Consider the following 10,495-nt stretch of genomic DNA (forward strand, 5'->3'; position numbering starts at 1 on the left):
TTACCAGCTCGATTTGGTCATGCCGGGGATCAAACCCTGGTTGGCCAAATCGCGCAGCGCCAGACGTGACATCTTGATTTTCCTGTAGTAGGCACGCGGGCGTCCGGTCAGCTCGCAGCGGTTGCGGACGCGATTGGGAGACGAATTGCGCGGCAGCTCGGCCAGCTTCAGCTGAGCGGCAAAGCGCTCTTCCATGCTCAGCGTCTTGTTCTTGGCGATCGCCTTGAGGCGCGCGCGCTTGCCGGCGTATTGCTTCGCCAGACGCTTGCGATGGTTGTTCTTTTCGACCGAGCTCGTTTTCGCCATGTGGGCTACCTTGGTTTATCTCTTGTGTCCGGTTATGCGGCCTGCTTGCGGGCGGGCTTGCGGAACGGGAAGTTGAACGCTTCGATCAGCGCGCGGGCCTCTTCATCGGTGCGCGCCGTCGTGCAGATGATCACGTCCATGCCCCACACGCGGTCGATCTTGTCGTAATCGACTTCGGGGAACACCAGATGCTCCTTGATGCCGAAGGCATAATTGCCGTTGCCATCAAAGCTGCGATCCGTCAGGCCGCGGAAGTCACGCACGCGCGGTAGCGCGATGGTGATCAGGCGGTCGAGGAATTCATACATGCGCGTCTTGCGCAGCGTGACCTTGGCGCCGATCGCCAGGTTCTCGCGGATCTTGAACTGCGCGATGGCCTTGCGCGACTTGGTGATGACGACCTTCTGGCCGGCAATCTTCTCAAGTTCGGCGGCAGCAACCTGCACCAGCTTGGAATCCTGCGTCGCCTCGCCCACGCCCATATTGAGAACGATCTTCTCGATGCGCGGCACCTGCATGACGTTCTTGTAGCCGAACTTCTTGATGAGGTCCGGCTTCACCTGCTCGTCATAGAGCTTGCGCAGGCGCGGCACGTAATCGGCGGGAACAGCCTCAAGCGTCCATACCAGTACTCATACCAAGTTCTCTCTAAAAAAAATATATATATAAAATAAAATATTAATTTTTGTGTTTTTTAGTCTTTTTAACAAATATATATATATATATATATATAACTTTACTTACTAAACCTCTTTCTGCTTTCCATGTTACACTACCTTTTCCATTTGTACCAGCAACATGAATTATACTATAACCACTTTTACTTGGATAACCTAAAACTTTATCAAGATTTTTTATATTTTCTAATCCTAATTTTACTGGTGGTGGTTTACCATCATGAAAATATAATTTACGTAAAATATCATTATATTTCATTTTAATTCACTTAAATAACATATATATATATATATAAATACTCTCCTCACATTAATATAATAATATTATATATATATATTCTTTAAACAATTATTTATTATTTTATATTTTTTGACATTATTTTTTATGACGATGCAAATGATGCATAATTTTTGTATACAATAAAAAAATGATAAAAAAAGTCAAAAAAAGGATAAAAAACTCAATGAAATGTTGAAAGTGGTTATGCCTTAAATACAAATATATATATATATATATATATCATATCTTATATATCATTTGGTAAGTAGTACAAAATTCGATTGGTTTTTTATTGTAAAATTTAAGTATGATGACTTTGTTTATGTTTTTTTATTTTAGGCTCATGACCATCATTATTTTTTAAATTGTTTCGTAGATGTAGAAGTAGTGCTAGTTTTGGATTCATCATTTTTATTTGTTAATGTATTATAATTATTATCTTGTATTTTTTTTTCACAACATAATTTATATTTAATACCAGAACCACAAGAACATGGTTTATTTCGAAATTTTGATGGATCTGGTTGATGTAATTTTTTTGATATTAAATTTTTTTTTTCTTAATATTTGTTTTCTATTAAATTTTTCCATTAATTTATTATTTACTTGTTGTTGTGTTTGTTTTTTGTCAATATTAACATTACTTGCAGTAGTAGTAGTAGTAGTAGTAGTAGTAGTTGCTGTTGTTTCCTCGTTTTTATTGCCTATATTATTTTCATTATTTATTCTTTTTACATTTTGAAAATTAAATATATTTAAATTTGGTAAATATTTTAATGCAATAGTTGTTAATTCATCAAACAAAATCTTATTATTATTATTAGTATGTTCTTTATTATTATCTTCGTCGTCATTAATGATACAAAATGGATTACCACGTATACTTAAATTTTTTAATTCTTTACTTGTACCTTTTAATCCATTTAATAATATTTCAAAATTTTCAATTTTATTTGAACTTAAATCTAATAAATTTAATTTTACTAATTTGTTAAATATAATGGCAATTGAATCACTATTTTTAATTTTAATTTTATTATGTGCTAAACGTAATTCATTTAACCCAATATGCATATTTACATTTGGTATTGATTTAAATTTATTTGATGATGCACTAATTTTTTTTAAATTATTAATATTTGTTACATTTAATGTATCTAATTCATTATGTGATATTACTAAAACGGATAATTGGTTACATTCTTGTGGTATAACAAATTCACCATATAATAAATTATGATCTAACATTAATGCTTTTAAATTTTTTAAATTTTTTAATAATAAATTTGAATCAAATTCTTTTAATTTGTTATGACTTAAAGTTAATGTAGTTAATTTATCCATTTGCTGAATAGCATTAACATTTGTTAACAAATTATTTGAAAAATGAACAAATGTTAAATGTTTTAAAAAATCATTTCCAAATGATTTTTTATCTAATATTTGTAATTTATTATTATCACATATAATTCGTCGTAATTTTGGAAATGCTGATGTATTAAAACATTTTTCATCTAATTCATCAGCATCAATATCAGATAAATCAATTTTAACTATATCTTTACTATTTTCATTATTACTTTTAATCATACGTATAATTCTATCAAATGTAATTATTTTCTTGTTTTCATTATTATTATTATTGCTATTCATATTTACAATTTAATTATTATCTAAATTAAAATTAAACACAAAAAATATTAATAATTTAATTCAAACTATTACTTTTTAACCAAACTAGTCCAAACATATATTTATGTATATTATATATATTATAATTTTATTTGTATTAATTATTTAATAAATTAATAATTCAAGAATTAGTTGTGGTTAATTTAAATAATATAATGAAAATAAATAATTTGGTTATTTGAAAAAAAAAAAAAAGATATAAATAATAAGAATGAATTCAAGTTTATATTTATTAATATTATTTACTATTTTTATTATTTTAATTATATATCAATTAACTTATTTAGCATTAATTAATGATTGTACAAAATCAATTAAAGATAATGAATTAATAATTAATTTATCTGGTAAAGGATGTGGAATTAATGGAGCTATTGCTATTGGTGAACATATTAAAAAAAATCCTGCATTAATATCATTAAATATGTATAGAAATAAAATTAAAGATGATGGTGTAATTGCTTTAGCAAATGCATTAAAAAATAACAATAAATTAACATCATTATCATTAGATTATAATCAAATAACTAATATTGGTGCTAAAGCAATTGCTGATGCGTTAATTATTAATAAATCGTTAAAAACGTTAAGTTTATTTGATAATTTAATAAAAAAAGATGGTGCAATTGCTTTAGCATTATCATTAAAACAAAATAATATATTAACTTCATTAAATCTTTTTAGAAATCAAATTGGTAATGATGGGGCATTAGCATTAGCTGATTGTTTATTAATAAATAAAGCATTAATTAAATTAGAAATAAATGGAAATCAAGTGCGAAAAGATATTTTACAATTAATTAATGAACGATTAGAAGAAAATAAAAAAATTGCAACAATTTCTAATAATGTTTATCAAACTGGTATATTAGATTTAACAATAAAAAAAATGGATACAAATGATATTGATAATATTAAAGAATTATTACATTTTGCTAAAATAATTAAAATTAAAAATATAGGAGATGCTGGTACAGCACTATTAATTAATCATTTACGTAATATTAATAATAATAATAATAATCAAAATTTACAACAAATTATTATGGATAATAACCAATTAACTGATATTGGAATTCATATGTTAAATAGAATTTTAAAAATACATAAAGGATTAAAAGTTATTAATTTACGTAATAATTTTATTACTGATAATGGTATTATTAATCTTTTGGAAGGATTATATAATGATACAAATAGTAGTAGTCGTTGTCAATTAAATGTATTAGATTTACGTAATAATAAAATTGGTAATATTGGTGGTGAAATAATTTTAAATATATTAAAAAAACGAAAATCTACAAATCAATTATCACGAGTAATGATTAGTGGAAATTCAATATCAAATCAAATACAAAGTGAAATATCAAGTATATTAAATGAAGGTTTAATTTTACAAACAATAAAAGAATTAACTAATAATAATAATAAAGAAATGGTAATAAATTTAAGTGAAAGTGAAACACAAGATAATGATTTAAAAAAACTTAGTGAATATTTAAAAAATGTTGAAACTATTAGATTAAGTAATACAAAAATTACTGATGAAGGAATATTAATAATAAAAAATGGTTTAAAATCAAGTACCAAAATACGAGAATTAGATTTAAGTGATAATATTGGAATAAGTAGTAAATCATTTCCAATTTTATTAGAATTATGTGAAGAAACTACAATTATAGATATTAATATTGCTAATACAAAAATTAATAAAGAATTTGATATTGTGTTAAAACGAGCAATTGATAATCGGTTAAATAAACAACAACAAAAAAAAGACACTGCATTTGAAGAAAATATTCAATCATATGAAACAACAATTAATTCAGAAGAATTGTAATTTTTTTTTTTTTTTTTAATTTAATATATATATGTTATTTTTAATTCATTTATTTATTTTTTTTTACATTATTGGAATTATTCACAAAATATATAAGTAATTGCATCATCTGATGAAGGGGCATCACGTAATGCACCAGGATGAGTTCTAACTTCTTGATAACCTAATTCTTTATATGCAATACTATCAAATTTTACAGTTTTTTTTAATTTTAAATTGGAATCCTTTGCTAATTTTTCAACATTCCAATTTGAATAAAATGATGATTTTGTACGTAATGTTATATGAATTTCCCCATTAGATGCAAGTAATGAATTACATGATGTAAAAAAATCTTTTAATAAATTTTGATTAGCTTTTATATCATCTTTTGTTGATCCTCCAACATGTGGAAAATTAAATACAATAACATCAAATAATTTAATTGATGACGGATTTAATAAAATATCTTCATAATCATTTAAACGAGTTGCATCAATACCATGAAATACTAAAGCTCCACTCATTTTTAATGCATTAATTGCATGTATACTTGTTTCTGGATATTTTTCCTTTACTTCTCGTTCTTTATCATATGAAGTAGCAACAATATTTGATCTTGATCCTAATTTTGATGCTAATGATGATGCAAATGTAAAATCACCTTCACCAACTAATAAAATTTTTTGTTTATTTGTATAATTACCAATTTTAATTGGATTTGGATTTGACATATCTAATAAATCAAGCAATCTACTACTACTACTACTACTACTACTACTACTTTTAATTCTTTTTACATTCTTTTTATTATTATCATCATCTTTTTGTATATTATTATTCTTTTTTATTTTAATTTTCTTCATTAATAATAATTTTAAATCAATTTAATATCTTATAAATTTAACTATTGTAAAATAATATAAATAATTATTTATTTTATTAATACAATTTAATGAATTAATATGAAAATATCAAAAAGACAAAAGAAAGACAAAAAAAATAAAAAAAAAGCAAAGGCTTTGCAATTGCATTACATAAATTAACATGAAATATATATATATATATATATATAGTATAATTTTATAGGGAATCGAAATCAATAGTATCATTCTTCAATACATTTAAAGAATTTTTTACTATAGATATATTTTTTTTTTCAATATTATTTTTTTCTAAATCATCATCATTTGCAATTAGTAGATCCACATCATTAAATTCATTATTCTTTTTTCGTGATGATTTATGTTTTCTATTTATTTCTTTTTCGTCATATGGTTTTTTATTAGATGAAAATGATTTATTACTACTTATATGTTCATTAATATTAATTTGTCGTAAAAAATCAAATCGATCAATTGTATTTACACATGATTTTCTATATGTGTTTGTTTTTATGTTTTACAATTAATGTATATATATATATTTTTTTTTAAAATAAAAGCAAGAAAGATCAAACCAACAATATACTATTTTGTACTTACAAATGATCTTCTGTTATTGATGTATATTTTTTTTGTTTATTTACATTATCCAGTTTTCGTTTTTTATTTTCTTCCTGTTGTGATTGTTGTGATTGTTGATTATTTATTGTATTATTAATTAAATCTTGTAAAAATACTTCAGTTAAATAATCTATATATAAATACAATATGCCGCGTTTTTTAGCACATATCAATACAAAAAGATATATTTAATATACTTACTCATCATTTGTAATGTTTCATTTGGTATTGCACCATTACATCGTTGTTGCATAATTCCTTTTATTCTTCCCTAAATTTGATTTTAATTTTTTTTTTTATTTAAATTATAAAATATATGATTATTAATATTCTTTATTTATCATTTTCATTTAAAAACTCAATAATAATAAATCTTCTTACTAAACTAAAAAATCCATTTTCATTTTGTTTTTTATTTCTTATTAATAAAGGTGCTGGTACAATAATAATTTGTTCTTGTTTATTATTATTCTTTATTTCTATTTTTTTTTTTTATTATTTTTCATATTATATATTTAAATAATATTTTATTTATATTAATTACAATTATTTTATTATTATATTTTACATATTATATATATATATATATATTAATAATTATCATTTCTAAGTTAATTTATTGTTTTGTCAATTTTAAAATGAACAAAGTTATTAATAAAAAAAACAAAAAATACAGGCAGTATAATTTTTTTTTTTTTGTTGCATTGATGCATTGATTGTATTATTATTTATTTATGTCGTAAATTTATATATTATTGTTTTGAACGTTGTTTAAATTGTTCTTTTTCACGTTCAAATTGTTCATTTTGTTCTTTAGTTTTACGTAATGCTTCCATTGACATTTCTAAATGATTTTCTAATTCATTAATATCTCGTTTACCAATTGTTGCATTAGCAGCTAACATTGGATTTGTATCTAATACTACACCACGATCTAAATCAGCTGTATTAGCACGTACTTTTTCAACTTTATATCGTAAACAGAATTTTAAAAATCGGGAAGCATATGTTGGAGCAATTTCAGTAAAAACAACCATACATAAATAAATTAAAGTAAATGCAACAACAACAATAACTAATGTAGCAAAAACATCACGTTGATCTGCTCTATCAATTCGATCATATTCTCGTGATTCAAACATTATACCAGATACAGTAACAATAATTGCACTTCCAAGTAAAAGGGATTCAACTGTATTTAAATCAAAGAAAAATTCAGCAGCTTTTAATGCAATTCGTTTATTTTTATATTGTTGTGTATCATGTGTATCATGCCAAAACGCACCAGCAGCTTTTTGATATGTTAACACTTTTGATTTTCGTTGCATTTCTTGTGCTGTTCGTAATGAAATTAACATTTTTTTGTAAATTTCATAATACATACGATTATTTCCTTCTGTTAAAGATTCACTAGCACGTTCTTCTAATTCTCTTATAATGACAGTTTGTTCACCAGAACTCATATATGGGCGTGTTCTTACATGAAAAACAAATGCAATAAATAAAATTAATAATATAATTGCAAATTGAAAAGTAGGTGAACCACGAAATAATAATGCACTTGCTGCTATGCAAAATTTTCGACTAATAATAGCAAGAAACCAATAACATTTATCTGGACGGAAATGGTAATATATTAAATGATATCGTTTACGAATATCATAACAATCCGGATTAGTTTCTCTATCATTACCAATTCCATATGCTCGTAAGTATTGATCTTCAACTATTGGACGATAATTTTTAAATATAATAAAGGCAATATATAATGGAAATCCTAAGCTGTAAACAACTAAAAATATTGTTGCCGGTGTAGCTAAACGTTGCTGTACTACCACCAACTTCATTACATCTACATATATTTCCACCATCACATTGCAATGATGTAAATGATGTATATAAATAATCCATCATCCGGATCAGCTGGATTACAATTAAATATAGCTAACGCCCTGTTAGTTACACTTAAATACAAGTAATAAAATGTAACAATAAATATTGCTAATAATTTTGAAATATGACTATAACAATTGGCTACGTCGTCCTTGTTTCAATATTTTATACGTTGTATATAAAACATGAATTGCAATTAAAAGGCCAAATACTACAACTGGTAATAATTCTACTAACCACCATTTTATTTCATATTCTAATGATGGTACTAAACATTCTGGTGCAGTAATATCAATATTAAAATTAAAAAGACTAAATACTGTTAATAAATAACGAATATATGGTGGCCATGTAATATTAGTTGAAGCAAATAATGCTAAAACTTGTAAATAGTCAACTCCAATTGACATAAAGGCTAAATTTACTTGTCGTTTTGATAAAAAATAACCAGCTCCAATAATAGCTAAACCGGCAATTAAAAATAACGCAATTAATAAACCTGGATTGTCTGGACATACTTCACATTTATCATTTAAACGATAATGAGAATAAATTTTGCATAATGCGCAACGTGAAGGCATATCACATTCACATGTACCAACAGGTATAGATTCATTTAACCCGATAAATGATACAGAACATATTGAACATTTTTTAGGTTCATTAGGAGGACAAGAATGTCCTAATGGAATATCACCACGACAATCACTATGAACACCTTCATATTCGTTTGTTTTTGGATTTAATACTACTCGACAGGTATTTGTAAAATTACCATTACCAGTTATTTTTGATTCATTTCTAGCTATTTGACATAATTCGTACGCATATGTATATCCTTCAGCACAATTATTTCCTTCCAGACAAGCTTCACGTGGATCACATCTTACATAATCTATACAACTGTCACGTCTAACTATTCCAGGGTAATAATCTAAAAGAGTATCATTTAACATTTCTGGAGGACAACGCATAGCAGCTTTATCATTTAATTCACCAGTGGATCTATCATATATTTCAAATGTTTCCATAAAAAATGTAGCACGTGCTTTTGGATTAACAAAACGATCAGTACATATTGCACCATCTGGACAATTACGACATAATTCCCATGGTCGTCCCATTGTATTATTTGCACATGCTGCAATATGTCGTGATTCTAATCGTACAGCCCATGTTTCATCAATTTTTCCAATACCCCAGGAATTTTTAATTGCTCCAGCTTGAATAATTGCAGCATCAGAGCTATATTGTCGTAAAAATCCACCACTACCTGATGCACATAAAAGTGTGCTTCTTGGCCCAGATATAGTTTTGGGTAAATCACATTGAACACTTGGTTGTCCAGATTCTTCAAATGTACCATCAACCCATGTTGGATTAGCACAAATTTGACCATTAACTAAAACATTAATTGGACTTTTTGAATAACCAAATCCAGAACCCATTAGTACTAAACTTCCATATTGGGCAGTTGCAAATTCAGAACGAAATTGAACAGATCCAGGTTGAAATGAATTTAATTTTGGAGGAGCATAATCTAAATATACATTAGTTGCTATTGATTGTTGATTTCCAACTTGCACTTTAACTGATAAACCTTTACCAGAAGCAAATGGAGCCTTTCCCCAAAAAATAATTTCTGAATCTGGTGAGTTTACAACCATCAGCAACAGTGCAATAATCATTATGATTACCAGACGAACTAGTTGTTGATGCTTCATATTCAATATTACTTATTGGATCTACTAAAAATACACGAAGTACACCTAATCTGTTTCAATAACATTTGTACCAAAATTTGCACCAGTTAATTGAATTAATACTCTATTTGTACATCGACGTGGTAAATTAACTGCACCAGTTTCTTGAAATACTAATGCTAATCGAAGTTCATAATCTTCCATTGATTCCCATTCTGAACAACCACCAGCTGGAATTTCAGCTGGATTTGGTGGAATTGGTACAACTAATTGTGCTGATGGAATTTCAGGGAAATGCCAAGCTCCGTTTATAATATTACTACTATCAGTTAATTGAATTTCACTTAAATATAAATCACGATCTTCTATGATAAATAATGAACCAAAACCATTTACCCAGTGTGATAACGGAATGGCATTATATAACATTGGACATAACGTTTGATTTGTTGCCCTTTGTTGATTTAAGCAATTAAATAAATCATGACTTGATGTTAGTTCCCAAGTAATTTGATTTCCACAATTACATAATGATTGAAATGATAGGTGCTGTTCGGATTACTGTCGTGTTTCCCGTATTAACCTTAGCAATACGTAACTGAACGAGTAGTAGGGACAGT

Annotated in this window: 10 protein-coding genes; 1 reads left to right on the forward strand and 9 read right to left on the reverse strand. The window is 26.8% G+C overall.

Annotation, left to right across the window (positions count from 1 at the left end; translation table 11 throughout):
- The 5 genes from rpsN to QM694_RS04530 all read right to left on the reverse strand — a co-directional run bounded on the left by rpsN (position 1) and on the right by QM694_RS04530 (position 2,916).
- Entirely contained in the window at positions 1 to 306 is a 306-nt protein-coding gene (gene rpsN / locus QM694_RS04510; protein ID WP_415005735.1) for a 30S ribosomal protein S14, read from the reverse strand.
- 32 nt (positions 307 to 338) lie between these two features.
- Entirely contained in the window at positions 339 to 935 is a 597-nt protein-coding gene (gene rplE / locus QM694_RS04515) for a 50S ribosomal protein L5 (protein ID WP_415005772.1), read from the reverse strand.
- Between the two features lie 49 nt (positions 936 to 984).
- Positions 985 to 1,242 carry a hypothetical protein gene (locus tag QM694_RS04520; RefSeq protein WP_415005736.1) on the reverse strand — a complete coding sequence of 86 codons (258 nt, stop codon included), beginning with the start codon at positions 1,240 to 1,242 and terminating at the stop codon, positions 985 to 987.
- A 374-nt stretch (positions 1,243 to 1,616) separates the two neighbouring features.
- The gene (locus QM694_RS04525; RefSeq protein WP_415005773.1) at positions 1,617 to 1,808 is read right to left on the reverse strand and encodes an SEC-C metal-binding domain-containing protein; all 192 of its coding nucleotides are present in this window, start codon (positions 1,806 to 1,808) and stop codon (positions 1,617 to 1,619) included.
- A complete protein-coding gene (locus tag QM694_RS04530) occupies positions 1,762 to 2,916 on the reverse strand; it encodes a hypothetical protein (protein WP_415005737.1) in 1,155 nt (384 codons plus the stop codon). Before QM694_RS04530 ends, QM694_RS04525 begins: the two co-directional genes overlap by 47 nt.
- A 250-nt stretch (positions 2,917 to 3,166) precedes the next feature.
- Here QM694_RS04530 and QM694_RS04535 point away from each other — a divergent pair, with 250 nt between their 5' ends.
- Positions 3,167 to 4,795 (forward strand): hypothetical protein, encoded by a 1,629-nt coding sequence (locus QM694_RS04535; protein WP_415005738.1) that lies wholly within the window; start codon positions 3,167 to 3,169, stop codon positions 4,793 to 4,795.
- Positions 4,796 to 4,872: 77 nt separating this feature from the next.
- On the opposite strand, the gene QM694_RS04540 is transcribed toward QM694_RS04535, so the two are convergent.
- The 4 genes from QM694_RS04540 to QM694_RS04555 form a co-directional block, all read right to left on the reverse strand.
- Positions 4,873 to 5,640, reverse strand: a complete 768-nt coding sequence (locus QM694_RS04540) for a class I SAM-dependent methyltransferase (protein WP_415005739.1) — start codon at positions 5,638 to 5,640, stop codon at positions 4,873 to 4,875.
- Between the two features lie 1,391 nt (positions 5,641 to 7,031).
- Positions 7,032 to 8,126, reverse strand: a complete 1,095-nt coding sequence (locus tag QM694_RS04545; RefSeq protein WP_415005740.1) for a hypothetical protein — start codon at positions 8,124 to 8,126, stop codon at positions 7,032 to 7,034.
- Positions 8,127 to 8,300: 174 nt separating this feature from the next.
- Positions 8,301 to 9,860, reverse strand: a complete 1,560-nt coding sequence (locus QM694_RS04550) for a hypothetical protein (RefSeq protein ID WP_415005741.1) — start codon at positions 9,858 to 9,860, stop codon at positions 8,301 to 8,303.
- An 81-nt stretch (positions 9,861 to 9,941) separates the two neighbouring features.
- The gene (locus tag QM694_RS04555; protein WP_415005742.1) at positions 9,942 to 10,304 is read right to left on the reverse strand and encodes a hypothetical protein; all 363 of its coding nucleotides are present in this window, start codon (positions 10,302 to 10,304) and stop codon (positions 9,942 to 9,944) included.
- Positions 10,305 to 10,495 lie beyond the last annotated feature (191 nt).

It is taken from the genome of Aestuariivirga sp. (assembly GCF_047602625.1).
Lineage (GTDB): Bacteria > Pseudomonadota > Alphaproteobacteria > Rhizobiales > Aestuariivirgaceae > Aestuariivirga.